Source organism: Kluyvera ascorbata ATCC 33433, from assembly GCF_000735365.1.
Lineage (GTDB): Bacteria > Pseudomonadota > Gammaproteobacteria > Enterobacterales > Enterobacteriaceae > Kluyvera > Kluyvera ascorbata.
This window is the reverse complement of record NZ_JMPL01000094.1, coordinates 1-17,717: the sequence shown is the minus strand read 5'-3', so window position 1 is coordinate 17,717 and position 17,717 is coordinate 1. Positions and strand designations below refer to the sequence as shown.

13 protein-coding genes are annotated in these 17,717 nt (G+C 57.5%); 9 read left to right on the top strand and 4 right to left on the bottom strand.

Features of this window, described 5'->3' with window-relative positions; translation table 11 throughout:
- Positions 1 to 29: 29 nt before the first annotated feature.
- Together GKAS_RS17915 and GKAS_RS17910 are read right to left on the bottom strand one after the other, a co-directional pair.
- Positions 30 to 1,208, bottom strand: a complete 1,179-nt coding sequence (locus GKAS_RS17915; protein WP_035896268.1) for a Gfo/Idh/MocA family protein — start codon at positions 1,206 to 1,208, stop codon at positions 30 to 32.
- Positions 1,209 to 1,227: 19 nt separating this feature from the next.
- Positions 1,228 to 2,382, bottom strand: coding sequence for a Gfo/Idh/MocA family protein (locus GKAS_RS17910; RefSeq protein WP_035896267.1), 1,155 nt, complete (start codon positions 2,380 to 2,382; stop codon positions 1,228 to 1,230).
- A 191-nt stretch (positions 2,383 to 2,573) separates the two neighbouring features.
- On the opposite strand from GKAS_RS17910, the gene GKAS_RS17905 reads away from it, so the two are divergent.
- Entirely contained in the window at positions 2,574 to 3,632 is a 1,059-nt protein-coding gene (locus GKAS_RS17905) for a LacI family DNA-binding transcriptional regulator (RefSeq protein ID WP_035896270.1), read from the top strand.
- On the opposite strand, the gene msrA is transcribed toward GKAS_RS17905, so the two are convergent.
- Positions 3,629 to 4,273 (bottom strand): peptide-methionine (S)-S-oxide reductase MsrA, encoded by a 645-nt coding sequence (gene msrA, locus GKAS_RS17900; protein ID WP_035896266.1) that lies wholly within the window; start codon positions 4,271 to 4,273, stop codon positions 3,629 to 3,631. The genes GKAS_RS17905 and msrA overlap by 4 nt on opposite strands.
- 269 nt (positions 4,274 to 4,542) lie before the next feature.
- Here msrA and tamA point away from each other — a divergent pair, with 269 nt between their 5' ends.
- From tamA to GKAS_RS17885, 3 genes are read left to right on the top strand one after another with little or no spacing between them, the layout of a single operon-like run.
- Complete coding sequence (gene tamA, locus GKAS_RS17895) at positions 4,543 to 6,276, top strand: autotransporter assembly complex protein TamA (protein ID WP_035896265.1); 1,734 nt, start codon at positions 4,543 to 4,545, stop codon at positions 6,274 to 6,276.
- Positions 6,273 to 10,049 carry an autotransporter assembly complex protein TamB gene (tamB, locus tag GKAS_RS17890; RefSeq protein ID WP_035896264.1) on the top strand — a complete coding sequence of 1,259 codons (3,777 nt, stop codon included), beginning with the start codon at positions 6,273 to 6,275 and terminating at the stop codon, positions 10,047 to 10,049. Before tamA ends, tamB begins: the two co-directional genes overlap by 4 nt.
- 2 nt (positions 10,050 to 10,051) lie before the next feature.
- Complete coding sequence (locus GKAS_RS17885) at positions 10,052 to 10,396, top strand: gamma-glutamylcyclotransferase family protein (protein ID WP_035896263.1); 345 nt, start codon at positions 10,052 to 10,054, stop codon at positions 10,394 to 10,396.
- Between the two features lie 145 nt (positions 10,397 to 10,541).
- On the opposite strand, the gene ppa is transcribed toward GKAS_RS17885, so the two are convergent.
- Positions 10,542 to 11,069 carry an inorganic diphosphatase gene (gene ppa / locus GKAS_RS17880; RefSeq protein ID WP_005134479.1) on the bottom strand — a complete coding sequence of 176 codons (528 nt, stop codon included), beginning with the start codon at positions 11,067 to 11,069 and terminating at the stop codon, positions 10,542 to 10,544.
- A 402-nt stretch (positions 11,070 to 11,471) separates the two neighbouring features.
- Between ppa and ytfQ the strand changes: the two genes are divergently transcribed.
- The 5 genes from ytfQ to GKAS_RS17855 all read left to right on the top strand — a co-directional run bounded on the left by ytfQ (position 11,472) and on the right by GKAS_RS17855 (position 17,708).
- Positions 11,472 to 12,428, top strand: coding sequence for a galactofuranose ABC transporter, galactofuranose-binding protein YtfQ (gene ytfQ / locus GKAS_RS17875; RefSeq protein ID WP_035896262.1), 957 nt, complete (start codon positions 11,472 to 11,474; stop codon positions 12,426 to 12,428).
- Between the two features lie 104 nt (positions 12,429 to 12,532).
- Positions 12,533 to 14,035 carry a galactofuranose ABC transporter, ATP-binding protein YtfR gene (ytfR, locus tag GKAS_RS17870; protein WP_035896261.1) on the top strand — a complete coding sequence of 501 codons (1,503 nt, stop codon included), beginning with the start codon at positions 12,533 to 12,535 and terminating at the stop codon, positions 14,033 to 14,035.
- Between the two features lie 10 nt (positions 14,036 to 14,045).
- A complete protein-coding gene (gene ytfT / locus GKAS_RS17865) occupies positions 14,046 to 15,071 on the top strand; it encodes a galactofuranose ABC transporter, ATP-binding protein YtfT (protein WP_115074784.1) in 1,026 nt (341 codons plus the stop codon).
- Positions 15,058 to 16,059: a galactofuranose ABC transporter, permease protein YjfF gene (gene yjfF, locus GKAS_RS17860; RefSeq protein WP_035896259.1), complete on the top strand. Its 1,002-nt coding sequence runs from the start codon at positions 15,058 to 15,060 to the stop codon at positions 16,057 to 16,059. The genes ytfT and yjfF overlap by 14 nt, the downstream gene beginning before the upstream one ends.
- Positions 16,060 to 16,145: 86 nt before the next feature.
- Entirely contained in the window at positions 16,146 to 17,708 is a 1,563-nt protein-coding gene (locus GKAS_RS17855) for a methyl-accepting chemotaxis protein (RefSeq protein WP_035896269.1), read from the top strand.
- The last annotated feature ends 9 nt before the right edge of the window (positions 17,709 to 17,717 follow it).

The following is a 17,717-nucleotide window of genomic DNA, read 5'->3' as shown; positions in this document are numbered from 1 at the left end:
GTAGTTCATACCGTCTTTGATGCTCATGTTTATGCTCCTTTGTCCAAATCTTTACCCAACGGAATCGCGCCCACTTCGCTGAAGTTCTCGACCGATGCCGCCTTCTCGTAGAAGTGCGGGGCGAGGGAGACCAGACCACCGGTTTTATACCAGGGCTCATCCGGGCTGACGGGCAGCGTCACCACGCGCCCGGTAATGGAAGATTGATAGATAGCGGTAATCAGCTCGAGCGAGCGTTTACCCTGCACGCCGTCAATCAGCGGTTCGCCGCGCTGCTCCACCGCATTCAGCAGGTCGTTAATCTGCCCGGTATGCAGCGTGTATTTGAGCTTCGGCGTATTGCGGAAGAGGGCGTCGAGCCGCGCTTCCAGCTCGCCGTTATGCTGCTCCTGTGGGAAGCCATTATCGGCGGACACGCTGGCCCACACGTCCCACGGCGCGGAAATACGCGCTTTGTCGCCCTGAATCACGATCTTCTGGTCTTCGCCGTGATGCACCACCGAGGCGGTTAACTGCGTCAGCGCGCCGCTGCTGTAGCGGAAAATGGCGGCGGAAAGGTCTTCAACTTCGGCGTTATCGTGGGCGACGTTGGTCATCATCGCCACCACCTCGGTTGGGAAGCCGAGCATCCACTGGATGGCATCGATATGGTGCACCGCATGGTTCAGGGTGCAGCCGCCGCCCTCCTTTTCCCAGGTGCCGCGCCACCACAAGTCGTAGTAGCAGTGGCCGCGCCACCAGAATGAGTCCACCTGCGCGTGGCAGATTTTCCCGAGTTCTCCGGAATCGACCACCTGCTTTAAACGCCAGAAGGCGTCGGTAAAGCGGTTCTGGGCGATGATAGAGAGGATTTTACCGCTGGCCTTCTGGGCCGCGATCATCGCGTCGCACTCTTCCAGCGAGGCGGCCATCGGCTTCTCGCACAGCACGTGCTTACCGGCGTTTAAAGCATCGATGCTGATTTCCGCATGGACGTACGGCGGCGTGCAGACATCGACAATATCCACCTCAAGACCAGACTCCAGCAGCGCCTGGTGGCTGCTGAACACCGTGGCGTTGGTCAGCCCGTAGCGCTCTTTCTTCTCCTGCGCCTTTTCCGGGTAGATATCGACCAGCGCGACTATCTGGCAGCGGTCGGCAAATTCCTGATAGCCCTGAATATGGTTGTGGGAGATGTTCCCGGTTCCCACGATAGCAATGCGTAACATGTGTCTCTCCTGATGCGGATTACCAGGTGCCGGAGGCATCCAGCGTTTTACTTTCGACCTGTTTTTCAACGGAGGTGGCGATGCGCTCGTCCAGCAGCTTTTTAAACAGCGCCTCGTCAAACGGCAGGTTGACCCAGTCGTCGGTCCAGGTGGAGAGGTGCATGGCGTTGGAGAGCGTCAGGCCGCGAATGCCGTCGGTACCCGGGGCAATCAGCGGTTTACCGTGCAGCACGGCGTCGCAGAAGTTGGCGGTAACCACGTGGTGTTCGCTGCTTTCCGGCGGGTTGGGGATTACCACCTCCCAGCATTCCGGCTCGCCAAAGCCGTTCTGCCAGCGGGCGTTGAATTCTGGTTCGGACTCGCGCAGACGCCAGAAGCGCAGGCGACCTTCTTCTACTACCACCTTGCCGCGATCGCCGGTGATTTCCAGGCGGTTGGTACCCGGCGCTTCCGCCGTGGTGGTAATAAAGACCCCGGTGGCGCCGTTGGCGTACTCGGCGTAGGCGGTGACGTCGTTTTCCACTTCAATATCGCGATGCTTACCGAACTGGCAGAACGCGCGCATGCGCACCGGCATGCCGACCAGCCATTGCCAGAGGTCGAGCTGATGCGGGTCCTGATTGAGCAGCACGCCGCCGCCTTCACCCTTCCAGGTGGCGCGCCAGCCGCCGGAGTTGTAGTAGCTCTGTGAGCGATACCAGTTGGTGATAATCCAGTTAGAGCGGCGCAGTTCGCCCAGCTCGCCGCTGTCGATCAGATCTTTCACTTTCTGATACAGCGGGTTAGGGCGCTGGTTGAACATCATGCCGAACACCACGTTGCAGCCGCGGGCGTATTCGTTCATTTCACGCACCTGGGCGGTGTAAACCCCGGCCGGTTTTTCGCAAAGGGTATGGATGCCGTGGCGCATCGCCATCATCGACAGGCCCGGATGATCGTAATGCGGGGTGGAGACGATAACCGCGTCTATCAGCCCGCTTTTCAGCATGGTTTCGGCATCGTCAAATAGGGTTATGCCGCCGCCAACAAGCTGGCGAATAGCCGGATGCTTGCTGAGATCGTTATCGCACACTGCCGTCAGGCAGGCCTCTTTCACCGTACCTGCCATCAGGTAACGGGCGTGAAGGGTACCAATGTTACCCACGCCAATAATGCCGAAACGCACCTTATCCATGTTGCACCTTAACCGTGATAGGAATGACTGAAGTCTGAAAATAGGGAAGGCGGATAAAGCGGACAAACGGAATTTGTGAGAATGCTCGCAGGCCGAACAGGAATATGGGCGGGAAAGTGAAAATGGGTTTTAAAATCAGCGAACTGCATCTGCAAAAATTTGCAAAATATGATTGCGAGCGAGGTCACACAATGCCAGGCAAGCTAAAAATGGATGAAATTGCCGCACGAACCGGCTACTCCATTAGCACCGTTTCCCGGGTGCTGAGCGGCAAATCCTATACCAGCGAAAAGGCGCGAGAGGCGATTGTGCAATGCGCTCGCCAGCTAGGAGTGCTGGACTCGCTGGCCAACGGGCGGCTGCTGATTAACGGCATCGCCGTGTTTGCCCCAGAGCGCACGTTTCAGGGGCGAGGCGATACCTTTTATCTGGAAGTCACCAAAGGGGTTGCCGAAGCCAGTGCGCCGCATGATGTCTGGATCACCCACTGCGCGCTGGAAGAGCAGCACGCAGACGTAAAATTATTCCTCGAAAAAGCCGGTCAGAAGAGCATCAATGCCGTGGTGATCATCGGTACGGATGACCCCACGATCCTCAAGCTGGCCAGTACGCTGAATAAGCCCTGCGTGTTGATTAATTCAATTGACCGGGAAATGGCATTGGATTGCGTCTCGCCTGACCACCGGGCTATCGGCTTTACCGCGATGCGTTATCTCTTTGAACAAGGGCATCGGCGCGTGCTGACGATGACCTGCCTGCGCAGGGAGACGCTCTATGCCCGGCTGGATGGGATTAAAGAGGCCTATCGCTATCACCACGTTCCTTTCAACCCTCAGCACGACCTGCTGGTCACCGAGTGGTTCACGGCGGAGGAAGCGGAGCGGGCGCTGAATACGTGGCTGGAGACGCACGATCGTGCGCAGTGGCCGGATGTTATTTTCCCCAACAGCACGAGCATGACCGAGGGGGTGATGAAGGCGTTGCAGCACCACGGGCTGCGCGTACCGGAGGATATCTCTCTTATCACCACCGATTTTACGTGGAATCTGGAAAATAGCCTGACCGCGCCGGTGACCGGTATTCGTGTCCCTTGCCGTGACCTGGGCATTGAGGCCGTGCATCTGCTGCAAACGCGGCTTAACCGACCTCAGTCGCCGGTCTATAACCTGTTACTACAGGGAAAAGTCATGGACTACGGAACAGTGGCGAATGCCACGCGACATGCGGCGCGCGTGGCGTTGGACGATTAACCCTGCAACTGTGGAGGCAGGCATACGCCAATCCCGCCGATGCCGCAGTAGCCGTGCGGATTTTTGTACAGGTACTGCTGGTGCTCATCCTCGGCATAGTAGAACGGCTTGGCGTTGGCGATTTCGGTGGTGATGGTTCGCGCATCTCCTGAGCTCTTCATCGCGTCCTGGAACTGTTTCAGGCTGGCATGCGCCTCCTGCTCTTGCTCCGGCGTGAGGGGGTAAATCGCCGAACGATACTGCGTACCCTGATCGTTTCCTTGTCTCATCCCCTGCGCCGGGTCGTGGTTCTCCCAGAAAATTTTCAGCAGGTCGCTATAGCTGACCATCGTCGGGTCATAAACCACGCGCACGGCTTCGGCATGCCCGGTCTGCCCGCTGCACACTTCGCGGTAGGTTGGATTAGGCGTAAAGCCGCCGGTATAGCCTGCTGCGGTGCTGTACACACCGGGTGTCTGCCAGTACAAACGTTCGACGCCCCAGAAGCAGCCCATGGCGAATAATGCGACCTCCATCCCCTCCGGAACGTTGGTCATTGAGTGTTCTGTCACGACATTGAGCGTGGCGACCGGCATCGGCGTATTTCTTCCTGGCAATGCATCCGATTGAGATACAAGGTGTTTTTTATCAGCTAGACTCATGAGATAGGCCTCCGGTGAACGGTAATTTCCGTTAAGGTTGTAACCGGGCGTGTCTTTTAACACAATAAACGCGCCGAATACGTCTAAGTTTAAACATAAGAATAATTTGGGGCTCTGTATTTATTTCAACCCGACAAAGAGTGGGTTTTTTAAGCTGACGTTGAATGCCGTGCGTTCTTAGAGCGTAATTTTGGCGAAAACGCAGTCGTGGCCGCGGAGCGGACTTTCGTTTCCCGTTGGGGTGGGAACAAGGATATTCAGGAGAAAATGTGCGACAAATCCGCCAGTTATGTTTGGTGAGCTTGCTGCTGACCAGCGGTGTTGCCAGTGCAGCAAACATCCGTCTGCAGGTTGAAGGGCTCTCAGGCGAGTTACAAAAAAACGTACGTGCGCAGCTTTCCACGATCGACAGCGATGAGGTGACGCCCGATCGTCGCTTTCGCGCGCGCGTAGATGATGCTATTCGTGAAGGGCTGAAGGCCCTCGGCTACTATGAGCCGACCATCGATTTCGAACTTAAGCCACCGCCGGCAAAAGGCCGTCAGGTGCTGCTGGCAAAAGTGACGCCAGGCGAGCCGGTACTTATCGGCGGCACCGATGTGATTCTGCGCGGCGGTGCGCGAACCGACAGCGACTATCTGGCGCTGCTGCAAAACCGGCCTAAAATTGGCACTGTCCTGAATCACAGCGACTATGACCATTTTAAAAGTTCGTTAACCAGCGTGGCGCTGCGCAAAGGCTACTTTGATAGCGAGTTTAACAAGAGCCAGCTCGGCGTGTCGCTCGACCGTCATCAGGCATTCTGGGATATCGACTACGATAGCGGCGAGCGCTACCGCTTTGGTGATGTCACCTTTGAAGGCTCGCAGATCCGCGAAGAGTACCTGCAGCGTCTGGTGCCGTTCAAAAAGGGGGATTACTACCAGTCCAGCGACCTGGCTGAACTTAACCGCCGTCTTTCCGCCACCGGCTGGTTTAACTCGGTGGTGGTCGCGCCGGAGTTCGCTAAATCCCGGAAAACGAAGGTGCTACCGCTGCATGGCGTCGTCTCGCCGCGCAGCGAAAACACCGTTGAACTGGGTGGCGGCTACTCCACCGACGTCGGGCCACGAGTGAAAGCCTCGTGGCGAAAACCGTGGGTGAACTCCTACGGCCACAGCCTGACGACCAGCGTCAGCGTGTCGGCGCCGGAACAGCAGCTGGATTTCAGCTATAAAATTCCGCTGCTGAAGAACCCGCTGGAACAGTATTATCTGGTGCAGGGCGGTTTCAAAAGCACCGACCTCAACGACACCAAAGCCGACTCCACCACGCTTGCGGTCTCGCGTTTCTGGGACCTGTCGAGCGGCTGGCAGCGCGCCATTAACCTGCGCTGGAGCCTCGACCACTTTACCCAGGCGGATGTCACCAACACCACCATGCTGTTCTATCCTGGCGTCTCAATCAGCCGAACCCGTTCGCGCGGCGGTTTGATGCCGACCTGGGGCGATTCCCAGCGCTACTCGATCGACTACTCCAACACCGCCTGGGGTTCGGACGTCGACTTCTCCGTTATTCAGGCGCAAAACGTCTGGATCCGTACGCTCTACGACCGCCATCGCTTCGTGATGCGCGGCAACCTCGGCTGGATTGAAACCGGTGACTTCGACCGCGTACCGCCGGATCTGCGCTTCTTCGCCGGTGGCGACCGCAGTATTCGCGGCTATAAATACAAATCGATCGCCCCGCGCGACGATAAAGGCAAGCTGATCGGTGCATCAAAACTGGCCACCGGCTCGCTCGAGTATCAGTACAACGTGACCGGGAAGTGGTGGGGCGCGGTGTTTGTCGACGGTGGTGAAGCGGTTAGCGATATTCGCCAGAGCGACTGGAAAAAAGGCGCGGGCGTCGGCGTACGCTGGCAGTCGCCGGTTGGGCCAATCAAGCTCGATTTCGCCGTTCCGGTGGGCGATAAAGATGAACATGGATTGCAGTTTTACATTGGACTGGGGCCTGAACTATGACGTTATGGAAGAAAATAAGCCTCGGTGTGCTGATTTTTCTCGTATTGCTGGTGGGGATCGTCGGATTCCTGGTTGGCACGACGACAGGGTTACATCTGCTGTTTAACGCGGCAAACCGCTGGGTGCCGGGGCTGGAAATTGGCAAAGTCACCGGCGGCTGGCGCGATCTGACGCTGAAAAACGTCCGCTACACCCAGCCGGGCGTGGCGGTGGACGCCGGGGAGTTTCACCTTGCGGTGGATCTGAAATGCCTGTGGCACAGCAGCGTGTGCGTGAATGATATTGCGCTCAGCAACATCAACGTGGCTATCGACAGTAGCAAAATGCCGCCCGCCGCGCCGGTCAAAGAGGAGGACAGCGGCCCGCTGAACCTCTCCACGCCGTACCCGATTACCCTCAAGCGCTTCGCGCTTAACAACGTCAATATCAAAATTGATGACACCACGGTGTCGGTGATGGATTTCACCAGCGGCCTTCAGTGGCAGGAGAAAAACCTGACCCTCACGCCGACCACGCTGCAAGGGCTGCTGATTGCCCTACCGAAAGTAGCCGACGTGGCGCAAAAAGAGGTGGTTGAGCCGAAAATCGACAACCCGCAGCCGCAGGAAAAACCGCTCGGCGAAACCATGACCGAGCTGTTCTCCAAGCCGGTGCTGCCGGAAATGGCCGATGTTCATTTGCCGCTGAACCTGAACGTTGAATCCTTTAGCGGCGAACAGCTGCGCATTACCGGCGACACCGACCTGACGGTCTACAAAATGCTGCTGAAGGTAAGCAGCATCGACGGCAACATGAAGCTCGACGCGCTGGACGTTGATTCCAGCCAGGGCACGGTGAACGCCAGCGGTACCGCGCAGTTGATTAATGACTGGCCGGTAGACATCACGCTCAACAGTACGCTGAACATGGACCCGCTGAAGGGCGAGAAAGTGAAGCTGAAAGTGGGCGGTGAGGTGCGTAAACAGCTTGAGGTCGGGGTTAATCTCTCCGGCCCGGTAGACGTTTCTCTCCGCGCCCAGGCGCAGCTGGCGGAAGCCGGGTTGCCGTTTAATATTGAAGTGAACAGTAAACAGCTCTACTGGCCGTTTACCGGTGAGAAGCAGTTCCAGGCCGATGACCTGAAAATGAAGCTCGGCGGCAAGATGACTGACTATACGCTGTCATTCCGCACCGCGGTGAAAGGGCAGGGCGTGCCGCCAGCGGATATCACCATCGACGCGAAAGGCAACGAGCGGCAGGTGAGCCTCGACAAACTCACCGTAGCGGCCCTGGAAGGCAAAACCGAACTGACCGCGCTGCTCGACTGGCAGCAGGCGATAAGTTGGCGCGGCGAACTGGCGCTTCGCAGCATCAACACCGCCAAGGTGGCACCGGACTGGCCGTCGAAGCTGGACGGCCTGATTAAAACCAACGGCAGCCTTTACGGCGGCACCTGGCAGATGAACGTGCCGGAGGTGAAAATCACCGGCAACGTGAAGCAGAACAAGGTGAACGTCGAGGGTTCCGTACGCGGTAACAGCTACATGCAGTGGACCATTCCCGGCCTGCACGTGGCGCTGGGCAATAACACCGCCGACGTGAAGGGCGAACTGGGGGTAAAAGACCTCAACCTGGACGCCAACATTGATGCGCCGAAGCTCGACAACATGCTGCCGGGTCTTGGCGGCACGGCGAAAGGGCTGGTGAAAATTCGTGGCACCGTCGACGCGCCGCAGTTACTGGCGGATATCACCGCGCGCGGCCTACGCTGGCAGGAGCTGTCGATTGCTCAGGTGCGCGTGGACGGCGAGGTCAAGTCGACTGATCAGATTGCCGGAAACCTCGATGTGCGCGTGGAACGCATTGCGCAGCCGGGCGTGAATATCGGCCTGGTGCACCTGGCGGCCAAAGGCAACGAGAAGCAGCACGCCTTGCAGTTGCAGATTCAGGGCGAGCCGGTCTCCGGCCAGCTGGCGCTGTCGGGCAGTTTTGACCGCAAAGAAGAACGCTGGAAGGGGGCGCTTAGCAATACGCGCTTCCAGACCCCGGTTGGCCCGTGGTCGGTTAACCGCGATATCGCGCTGGACTACCGCAACCTCGAGCAGAAAATCAGCATCGGGCCGCATTGCTGGGTGAACCCGAACGCCGAACTGTGCGTACCGCAGACGATTGATGCCGGTGCCGCAGGCCATGCGATAGTGAACCTCAACCGCTTCGATCTCGCGATGCTCAAACCGTTTATGCCGGAAGAGACGCAGGCGAGCGGCGTGTTCAGCGGTAATGCGGACGTCACCTGGGACACCACCAAAGAGGGGCTGCCGCAGGGTAAAGTGACGCTCTCCGGGCGCAACGTGAAGGTGACGCAAATCGTCAACAATGCGCCGCTGCCGGTGGCCTTTGACACGCTGAACCTGAACGCAGACTTGCATAACAACCGCGCGGAGCTAGGCTGGCTTATCCGTCTGACCAATAACGGCCAACTTGACGGTCAGGTGCAGGTGACCGACCCGCAGGGGCGTCGCAACCTTGGCGGCAACGTCAATATTCGTAACTTCTCGCTGGCGATGATTAACCCTATCTTCTCCCGCGGTGAAAAGGCGGAAGGTAAGCTCAACGCGAACCTGCGTCTCGGCGGTAATGCGATGAGCCCGCTGCTCTTCGGGCAGATGCAGTTGAACGGTATCGACGTCGACGGCAACTTTATGCCGTTTGATATGCAGCCAAGCCAGATAACCATGAACTTCAACGGTGCCAGCTCGACGTTGCAGGGCGACATTCGCACCCAGCAGGGGCAAATCAGCCTGAACGGCGATGCGGACTGGCGGCAAATCGACAACTGGCGGGCGCGCATCGCCGCAAAAGGCAGCCGGGTGCGTATTACCGTGCCGCCGATGGTGCGCCTTGATGTGTCGCCGGATATCGTCTTTAACGCCACGCCAAGCTTGTTTACGTTGGATGGCAACGTCGATATCCCATGGGCGCGTATTGTGGTGAAAGAGGTGCCGGAAAGCGCTGTGGGCGTTTCCAGCGATGAGGTGATGCTCAACAGCGACCTCAAGCCGGAGAAAACGCAGTCTGCGTCGATTCCTATCAACAGCAACCTGAATATCCACGTTGGCAACAACGTCCGTCTTGATGCCTTCGGGCTGAAAGCGCGCCTGACCGGCGACCTGAAGGTAGCGCAGGATAAACAGGGGCTGGGCCTGAACGGCCAGATTAATATTCCGGAAGGGCGTTTCCACGCCTATGGCCAGGACTTGATCGTGCGTAAAGGCGAACTGCTGTTCTCCGGTCCGCCGGATCAGCCGCTGCTCAACATCGAAGCGATTCGTAACCCGGAATCGACGGAAAACGATGTTATCGCTGGCGTTCGCGTCACCGGTACCGCCGATCAGCCTAAGGCAGAAGTCTTCTCCGACCCGGCGATGTCACAGCAGGAAGCGCTCTCTTACCTGGTTCGTGGACAGGGGCTGGATAGCGGTCAGAGTGACAGTGCGGCAATGACATCTATGCTTATTGGTATGGGGGTTGCACAAAGTGGTCAGCTTGTGGGTAAAATCGGCGAGACGTTTGGCGTAAGTAATCTGGCTCTCGATACACAAGGGGTGGGTGATTCCTCCCAGGTGGTGGTCAGTGGTTACGTATTGCCGGGTCTGCAGGTGAAATATGGCGTTGGGATCTTTGACTCGTTAGCGACGCTCACGTTACGCTATCGCCTGATGCCTAAGCTGTATCTGGAAGCGGTGTCTGGCGTAGACCAGGCGCTCGATTTGCTCTATCAGTTTGAGTTTTAGCAATGCGAATATTTGTGTACGGCAGTTTACGGCGCAAACAAGGCAACAGCCACTGGATGACGAACGCCCAGTGGCTGGGCGATCACAGCGTTTTCGATTATCAACTGTACAGCCTGGGCCACTATCCAGGCGCGGTGCCAGGTGAAGGCACAGTACACGGTGAGGTTTATCGAATTGACGCCTCGACGCTAGCCGAACTGGATGCGCTGCGCACCAAAGCGGGTGAATATGCACGTCACCTCATCCAGACGCCTTACGGTAGTGCCTGGATGTATGTCTATCAGCGCCCGGTCGACGGGCTGAAGCTGATAGAAAGCGGTAACTGGTTGGATAAAGACCAGTATTGAATACGGCAACGCCACCCTGGGGGTGGCGTTGTTTTTTTGTTCCGGAGCTGCGTGAACCAGGTAGCCCGGCCAAGCGAAGCGCCGCCGGGACTCGCACAAACAAAAACACCGCCCGAAGGCGGTGTTTTGTCACGCTCGAAAAATATTATTTCTTCGCGCGCTCGAAGGAAGCAACGATTTCAGCTTTAGCCGCTTCAGCATTGTCCCAACCGTCAACTTTAACCCATTTGCCTGCTTCGAGGTCTTTGTAGTGCTCGAAGAAGTGGGTGATCTGCGCTTTCAGCAGGTCTGGCAGGTCGTTCACATCTTTGATGTGATCGTATTCTTTGCTCAGCTTGGTGTGCGGTACCGCAACCAGTTTCGCATCTTCACCGGATTCGTCGGTCATTTTCAACACGCCAACTGGACGGCAGCGAATGACGGAACCTGGCTCCAGTGGGTACGGGGTTGGGACCAGAACGTCTACCGGGTCACCGTCCAGAGACAGGGTGTGGTTGATGTAACCGTAGTTGCACGGATAGAACATCGCGGTGGACATGAAACGGTCAACGAACAGCGCGCCGCTCTCTTTGTCGACTTCGTATTTGATAGGATCTGCGTTAGCTGGGATTTCGATGACAACGTAGATATCTTCCGGCAGATCTTTACCCGCAGGGACGTTGAGTAAGCTCATGTCTGTTTCCTTTAGAATGTATGGCAAACTAGTGCCCGGTATTATAGCCAACTCGTCGGGAAAGTCTTGACCTGTTTTACGTCTCTCTCCCTGGAACCTGGCCTTTTCAGCGCCTTCTTAAAGCAGAAAAATCCATAAACACAGCCGCATCATGAATAAAATCATGAAAGCGTTTACATCACGATAAAAAATGACGGTGATGCGGTCAAAAAAAACACAAAATCGATTGCCATCAATGGGTGCGCGACACCTACTCCTTCCTGCGCTCTGACGCCTGCTGCTAATTAACAAATAATTTACTTTTTTGAAGTGTGATGTAACGCATTCCGTTACATGTCCTATTGTCTATAGTTTTTCCGCAGATGAATATTTGACCAACAATAACCCTACGAGGATATCTCTATGTGGAAGCGCTTACTTCTTGTCACAGCAGTTTCCGCAGCCATGTCGTCTATGGTCATGGCTGCTCCATTAACGGTGGGATTTTCGCAGGTCGGATCTGAATCCGGCTGGCGCGCGGCGGAAACCAACGTTGCGAAGCAGGAAGCGGAAAAACGCGGTATCACCCTGAAGATTACCGACGGCCAGCAAAAGCAGGAAAACCAGATTAAAGCGGTGCGTTCGTTTATCGCTCAGGGTGTGGATGCCATCTTTATCGCACCGGTTGTGGCGACAGGCTGGGAACCGGTGCTGAAGGAAGCCAAAGAGGCCAAGATCCCGGTCTTCCTGCTCGACCGCTCCATTGATGTCAAAGACAAATCTCTCTATATGACCACAGTCACCGCTAACAACGTGCTGGAAGGCCAGCTGATTGGCGAATGGCTGATTAAAACCGTCGACGGCAAACCGTGTAACGTCGTTGAGCTGCAAGGGACGGTGGGGGCGAGCGTGGCGATTGACCGTAAGAAAGGCTTCGCCGACGCGATTTCTAAAGCGTCCAACATCAAAATTATCCGCTCCCAGTCCGGCGACTTTACGCGCAGTAAGGGCAAAGAGGTCATGGAAAGCTTTATCAAGGCGGAGAACAACGGCAAGAACATCTGCATGGTTTACGCCCATAACGATGACATGGTGATCGGTGCTATCCAGGCCATTAAAGAGGCAGGGCTGAAGCCGGGTAAAGACATTCTGACCGGTTCGATTGACGGCGTACCGGATATTTATAAAGCGATGATCGCCGGTGAAGCGAACGCCAGCGTCGAGCTGACCCCGAATATGGCCGGCCCGGCGTTTGATGCGCTGGAGAAATTCAAGAAAGACGGCACCATGCCGGAAAAAGTGACGCTGACCAAATCGACGCTGTATCTGCCGGATACGGCGAAAGAAGAGTTAGAGAAGAAGAAAAATATGGGCTATTAAGCGGCAGGTACCCTCACCTCTACCCTCTCCCTGAAAGGGAGAGGGAGCTGAGCGGTGCGGGTTGCAAGTCAGGCACAATGTATTGGGTGAGGGGGGAGCGCACCATGACCACTGAAACCAACCCGGAAATCCTCCGCACCGAGGGGCTCTGCCAGTACTTTCCCGGCGTGAAAGCGCTGGATAACGTCAACTTCAGCCTGCGGCGCGGTGAAATCATGGCGCTGCTCGGCGAAAACGGCGCGGGAAAATCCACGCTCATCAAAGCGCTGACCGGCGTCTACCATGCCAACAGCGGCAGCATCTGGCTGGAAGGCCAGCAAATCAATCCCAAAAATACCGCCCATGCCCAGCAGTTGGGCATTGGTACCGTCTACCAGGAAGTGAACCTGCTGCCGAACATGTCGGTGGCGGATAACCTGTTTATTGGCCGTGAACCCAAACGCTTTGGTTTTATCCAGCGCAAAGAGATGGAAAAGCGCGCCACCGCGCTGATGGCCTCTTATGGCTTCTCTCTCGACGTGCGCGAGCCGTTAAACCGCTTCTCTGTCGCGATGCAGCAAATCGTCGCTATCTGCCGGGCTATCGATCTCTCGGCAAAAGTGCTGATCCTCGACGAACCTACCGCCAGCCTCGACACCAAAGAAGTGGAGATGCTCTTCACCCTGATGCGCCAGCTGCGCGATCAGGGCGTCAGCCTGATCTTCGTCACCCACTTCCTCGATCAGGTCTATGCGGTCAGCGACAGGATCACCGTACTGCGCAACGGATCGTTCGTTGGCTGCCGGGAAACCCGCGAGCTGCCGCAGATAGAACTGGTCAAAATGATGCTCGGCCGTGAGCTGGAGCATCAGGCGCTTCAACGCGCCGGGCGTACGTTACTCAGCGATAAACCGGTCGCCTCGTTTGAGGGTTACGGCAAAAAAGGCACCATCGCCCCGTTCGATCTGCACATTCGCCCTGGCGAGATCGTCGGCCTGGCAGGACTCCTGGGATCGGGTCGTACCGAAACCGCCGAAGTGATCTTCGGTATTCATCCTGCCGACAGCGGGCAGGCGACGATCAAAGGCAAACCGCAAACCCTGCGCTCGCCGCATCAGGCCTCTTGTCTTGGGATCGGTTTCTGTCCTGAGGATCGCAAAACTGACGGCATTATTGCCGCCGCGTCGGTACGGGAAAATATCATCCTCGCGCTGCAGGCGCAGCGCGGCTGGCTGCGGCCGATCCCGCGCAAGGAACAAAATGATATTGCTGAGCGCTTTATCCGCCAACTGGGGATCCGTACACCCAGCGCCGAGCAGCCGGTGGAGTTTCTCTCCGGCGGCAACCAGCAGAAGGTGCTGCTCTCCCGCTGGCTGCTGACGCGCCCGCAGTTCCTGATCCTCGACGAACCGACCCGTGGGATCGACGTGGGCGCCCACGCGGAGATCATTCGCCTGATCGAAACGCTCTGCGCGGATGGTCTGGCGCTGCTGGTTATCTCATCCGAACTGGAAGAGCTGGTGGGCTACGCCGACCGGGTGATCATCATGCGCGATCGCCAACAGGTGGCGGAGATCCCGCTCGATAAGCTCTCCGTCCCTGCCATCATGAACGCTATTGCGGCCTAAGGAGTACACCGTGATGCCTCGATCCGTTCCTCAACCCGGCCAGCCCGCGCGACGTTTTCGCTGGCCGCCGGGCATGCCGCAAATTGCGGCGCTGATTCTGGTGCTGCTGGTCGACAGTCTTGTCGCACCGCACTTTTTCCAGATAACGCTACAGGATGGCCGCCTGTTCGGCAGCCCGATTGATATCCTCAACCGCGCGGCGCCCGTGGCGCTGCTGGCGATTGGCATGACGCTGGTGATTGCCACCGGCGGGATCGATCTTTCTGTGGGTGCGGTAATGGCGATTGCCGGGGCGACCGCGGCTTCAATGACCGTGGCCGGGCATAGCCTGCCGGTGGTACTGCTGGCGGCGCTAGGCTCCGGCGTGCTGGCCGGGCTGTGGAACGGCATTCTGGTCGCTATCCTCAAAATTCAGCCCTTTGTGGCGACGCTAATTTTGATGGTGGCCGGACGCGGCGTGGCGCAGCTCATCACCTCCGGGCAGATAGTCACCTTCGACTCGCCGTCGCTGGCGTGGATTGGCAGCGGCAAGTTTCTGCTGTTCCCGACGCCGGTGATGATTGCGCTGGTAACGCTGGTGATTTTCTGGCTGCTGGCGCGTAAAACCGCTCTCGGCATGTTTATCGAAGCGGTAGGGATTAACATCCGCGCGGCGAAAAACGCCGGAGTAAATACCCGCATCGTCGTGATGCTGGCCTATGTGCTGAGCGGTGTCTGCGCGGCCATTGCCGGAACCATTGTAGCGGCAGACATTCGTGGTGCCGATGCCAACAACGCCGGGCTGTGGCTGGAGCTTGACGCGATTCTGGCGGTGGTGATCGGTGGCGGCTCGCTGATGGGCGGGCGGTTTAACCTGCTGCTGTCGGTGGTCGGCGCGCTGATTATTCAGGGTATGAACACCGGTATTTTGCTCTCCGGGTTCCCGCCTGAACTGAATCAGGTAGTGAAAGCGGTGGTGGTGATGTGCGTGCTGATCGTCCAGTCGCCGCGCTTTATTCAGATGCTGAAAAGGGTACGCCGCGATGATAAAACGTAATTTGCCGTTGATGATCACCCTGGGCGTGTTCATCCTCGGCTATCTCTATTGCCTGACCCAGTTTCCTGGCTTCGCTTCGACGCGGGTGATTTGCAACATTCTGACCGACAACGCCTTTTTGGGCATTGTGGCGGTGGGGATGACCTTTGTGATCCTCTCCGGCGGTATCGATCTCTCCGTCGGTTCGGTGATCGCCTTTACCGGCGTTTTCTTAGCGAAAGCGATTGGCTTCTGGGGGCTGTCACCGCTGGTGGCATTCCCGCTGGTGCTGGTGATGGGCTGCGCTTTCGGCGCCTTTATGGGCTGGCTGATTGATGCTCTGAAGATCCCGGCGTTTATCATCACCCTGGCCGGGATGTTCTTCCTGCGCGGCGTCAGCTATCTGGTTTCCGAGGAGTCGATTCCTATCGATCATCCGCTCTACGACACCCTCTCCGGGCTGGCGTGGACCATTCCCGGTGGTGGTCGCCTGAGCGCGATGGGGCTGTTGATGCTGCTGGTAGTGATTCTGGGGATCTTTCTGGCTCACCGCACGCGCTTTGGCAATCAGGTGTATGCCATCGGCGGTAACGCCACCTCGGCGAACCTGATGGGGATTCCGACCCGCAGCACCATCGTGCGCATCTATATGCTGTCGACCGGGCTGGCGACGCTCGCCGGTATCGTCTTCTCCATCTATACCCAAGCGGGCTACGCGCTGGCAGGCGTTGGGGTAGAACTGGATGCCATTGCCTCGGTGGTGATTGGCGGCACGCTGCTGAGCGGCGGCGTCGGAACGGTGCTTGGCACGTTGTTCGGCGTTGGCATTCAGGGGCTGATTCAGACCTACATCAATTTCGACGGCACGCTGAGCTCCTGGTGGACGAAAATCGCCATCGGCATTCTGCTGTTTATTTTCATTGCGCTCCAGCGCGCGCTGACGGTGCTGTGGGAGAACCGCCAGAATGCGGCGGTGACCCGCGTAAGCGCGGCAGTAACAAAGGACTAACACCCTGAAACACTAATGTTTTTCCGGTAGCAGCCGATACTAAATTTTTACGCCAAACAGTACCCCTGCTACCGGACAACACTATGATGCTAAAAACGCTCTCTATCCGTACCGGCTTGCTGTCCCTGCTCGCCGTGATGACCCTGCTGCTGGTTTTAGTCAGCGGCATCGGCATTTATGCCCTCACCAAAAGCTCCACTTCTCTGCAACGCATTGACCATCTGCAAAGCGACCAGATAACCCAGCTAAACGAAGGTTACACGCTGCTATTACGTGCGCGTAATGAAGCTAGCCAGGCGGTCCGCCTGATGGAAATCGGGATGCTCGATGATGCCACCAGGGCGGTAAAAGTCCTCAACGGTGAAGTTGTCCAGGGGCAGAAGATTATTACCGACGTGGGTCACTCCTCGATGGATGACGCCGACGGCGCGCAGCTGTTGGCGAACGTAATGAAAAGCTTCGAGACCTACAATACTCAAGGGATTGTGCCAATGCTGGCGGCGCTGAATCAGCAAAACGTCGACGGCTATTACGATCTGCTGGAAAAGACCATGATCCCGGTCTCTCGCCAGTTTGATGATGCGATCCGCGCGTTCCAGGACTGGGGCGAGTCTCGCGGCCAGATTGAAATCTCGGCGGTGCACAGCACCAAAAACCGCGTGCTGGTACTGATGGTTATCGCCATTCTCCTGACCGCAGGCGTGATGGCGCTGGGCTGGCTGCAACTGCGCCACCTGCTGCTTAAACCGCTGGCGGCGGCGATTGGTCAATTGGAGCAAGTAGCGGCGGGGGACTTAACCCATTCACCGCTGAAGGCGAGCAGTGCGGAGATTAAGCGCCTGAACGTGGCGATTACCGGCATGCGTGAATCGATGATGAATTCGGTGATGCGCGTGCGCGATGCCAGCTCGCAGATTGACGTTGGCAGCCGTGAACTGACGGCAGGCAACAACCATCTGGCGCAGCGCACCGAGTCGACGGCGACGTCGCTTGAACAAACTGCCGCCAGCATGGAAGAGATCACCGCCACCGTGAAGCAGAACGCCGATAACGCCGACCAGGCGCACAAGCTGGCGCAGGAGGTGTCCGATACCGCCGATCGCGGCAGCGAAATGGTCTGCTATGTGATTGAAAAAATGCAGGATATTGCCGGCAGCGCCAACCGCATCGCCGATATCCTCAGCGTGATTGACGGAATTGCCTTCCAGACTAACATTCTGGCACTGAACGCCTCGGTGGAAGCGGCGCGTGCGGGCGAGCAGGGGCGCGGGTTCGCGGTGGTGGCTGGCGAAGTGCGTAATCTGGCAAGCCGCAGTGCGGATGCCGCCAAAGAGATTCGTCAGCTGATTTCTGCTTCACAAACCCACGTCAGCGAAGGCAGTGACCTTGCGCAGCAGGCGGGGGAAACCATGGATGAGATTGCCAGCGAAGTGATGCGCATGACCAAGCTGATGCGCGAGATTGCCAGCGCGTCGCAGGAGCAGAGTCGCGGCATTGAGCAGGTGAATATTGCGGTGAGCCAGATGGATGAAACGGCGCAGCAGAACGCCGCGCTGGTACAGCAATCGTCGGCGGCAACCCGCTCGCTGGAAGAACAGTCGCAGGCGCTGGTGGCCGCGATGTCGTCGTTCCGGTTGCAGGTATCGTAGCGAGGTTTC

Coding starts and splice junctions, on each gene's coding strand:
- ppa (WP_005134479.1), bottom strand. CDS start 11,069: ATGAGCTTACTCAACGTCCCTGCGGGTAAAGATCTGCCGGAAGATATC.
- msrA (WP_035896266.1), bottom strand. CDS start 4,273: ATGAGTCTAGCTGATAAAAAACACCTTGTATCTCAATCGGATGCATTG.
- GKAS_RS17855 (WP_035896269.1), top strand. CDS start 16,146: ATGCTAAAAACGCTCTCTATCCGTACCGGCTTGCTGTCCCTGCTCGCC.
- yjfF (WP_035896259.1), top strand. CDS start 15,058: ATGATAAAACGTAATTTGCCGTTGATGATCACCCTGGGCGTGTTCATC.
- ytfQ (WP_035896262.1), top strand. CDS start 11,472: ATGTGGAAGCGCTTACTTCTTGTCACAGCAGTTTCCGCAGCCATGTCG.
- GKAS_RS17915 (WP_035896268.1), bottom strand. CDS start 1,208: ATGTTACGCATTGCTATCGTGGGAACCGGGAACATCTCCCACAACCAT.
- tamB (WP_035896264.1), top strand. CDS start 6,273: ATGACGTTATGGAAGAAAATAAGCCTCGGTGTGCTGATTTTTCTCGTA.
- ytfR (WP_035896261.1), top strand. CDS start 12,533: ATGACCACTGAAACCAACCCGGAAATCCTCCGCACCGAGGGGCTCTGC.
- GKAS_RS17910 (WP_035896267.1), bottom strand. CDS start 2,382: ATGGATAAGGTGCGTTTCGGCATTATTGGCGTGGGTAACATTGGTACC.
- GKAS_RS17885 (WP_035896263.1), top strand. CDS start 10,052: ATGCGAATATTTGTGTACGGCAGTTTACGGCGCAAACAAGGCAACAGC.
- GKAS_RS17905 (WP_035896270.1), top strand. CDS start 2,574: ATGCCAGGCAAGCTAAAAATGGATGAAATTGCCGCACGAACCGGCTAC.